Origin of the sequence: Mesorhizobium sp. M2A.F.Ca.ET.037.01.1.1, from assembly GCF_003998075.1 — a bacterium.
In the GTDB taxonomy this organism is placed as follows: domain Bacteria; phylum Pseudomonadota; class Alphaproteobacteria; order Rhizobiales; family Rhizobiaceae; genus Mesorhizobium.
In genome coordinates, this window is sequence record NZ_RZSA01001344.1 from 1 (window position 1) to 1,375 (window position 1,375).

At 67.6% G+C, this 1,375-nt stretch carries 2 protein-coding genes; one reads left to right on the top strand and one right to left on the bottom strand.

Features of this window, described 5'->3' with window-relative positions:
- Nucleotides 1–995: anhydro-N-acetylmuramic acid kinase (locus EOA27_RS36585; RefSeq protein ID WP_127258723.1), on the bottom strand; the 995-nt coding region annotated here is incomplete at its 3' end.
- A 190-nt stretch (nt 996–1,185) separates the two neighbouring features.
- Here EOA27_RS36585 and EOA27_RS36590 point away from each other — a divergent pair.
- Nucleotides 1,186–1,375: SDR family NAD(P)-dependent oxidoreductase (locus tag EOA27_RS36590; protein ID WP_127258725.1), on the top strand; the 190-nt coding region annotated here is incomplete at its 3' end.

Here is a 1,375-nt window from a genome sequence, read left to right on the forward strand (position 1 = left end):
TCGCCCTTCCATCCGAGCGTCTCGGCCTGCACCACTTCGACCCCGGCGCGGCTTTCGAGCATCGCCATCATCGTCGGGTTATGGCGGCCGCCGCCGCTGACCGCCAGCCGCTTCGGCCGGCGCGGCAACAGGTCGAGCGCCTTGCCCACGGCCGACACAGTGAAGGCCGTCAGCGTCGCCGCGCCGTCCTCGGCGTTCAGCCCCTCGGCCATCGCCGCGGTGAAGTCGAAGCGGTCGAGCGATTTCGGGTAGGGCTTCGTCAGGTAGGGATGCTGCAAGAGCCTGGCGAGCCGTTCCTCATCGACCCTGCCGGCAGCCGCCAGCCTGCCGTCGCGGTCCATCTCGCCGAGGCGCTTCGCCTTGATGAAATCATTGACCGGCGCATTGGCCGGCCCGGTGTCGAAGGCGACGATATTGTCCTTGCCGTCCCACCAGGTGATGTTGCCGACCCCGCCGAGATTGAGCACGGCGGTGTTGCCGCTCGGATCGGCTTCCTTGAGCAGCGCTGCATGATAGGCGGCCGCAAGAGGCGCGCCTTGCCCGCCCGCCGCGACATCCGCCGAGCGGAAGTCATAGGCCACCTTGGTGCCGAGCAGCGAAGCCATCAGCTCGCCATCGCCGAGCTGGCGCGTGCGACCGATCCGCCCCGGCTGCGGCGCGCGATGCAGCACCGTCTGGCCGTGGAAGCCGACGACGCCGATCTCGGCGATGCGCATGCCCTGGCTCTCGACCAGATCCTTGACCGCCGCCGACTGCGCCCGCGTCAGCGCCTCCTCTGCCTCGCGAAAAATCGCCGGCTCCGCTCCCTCGAAATTCCAGGCGCGGGCTTGGCGCAGCGTCTCTTCGAGCAAGGCGCGGATTGATTGCGGGTAAGGGGCCAGCGTGTATGTGCCGGTGTCGGCGATGCGCTCACCATCCGTCTTGATCAGCGCCACGTCGATGTTGCCGTCGAGCACCGTGCCGGTCATCAGCCCGACGGCCCAGATTGGTTCCATGGTCTTGTTCCCTAATCGTCGTCCAACCACGTGTCGGACGGATCGGCGCGGCAGGCAAGTCTTTCGGCTCGCCCTTGCCGGCGGCCTTTTGCGCCAAATGGCGAAAATCGAGCAACCACGTTCTTGCCTCTTGCCGCCGAAGGCGCGAGCCTGCACGACCGTTGCCGACCTGTCTCAAGGAGAAAATGCCATGGCAGCCAATATCGCAGTGATCGCGGGCGCCGGCTCCGGGCTCAGCGCCTCGCTGGCGCGGCTTCTCGCCAGGGAGGGCTTCCGCGTCGTCCTTGCCGCGCGCAATGTCGACAAATTGGCGACGCTGGCGAAGGAAACCGGCGCGCTGGCCGTCGAAACCGATGTGTCGGACGCGGCCTCCGTCGAGC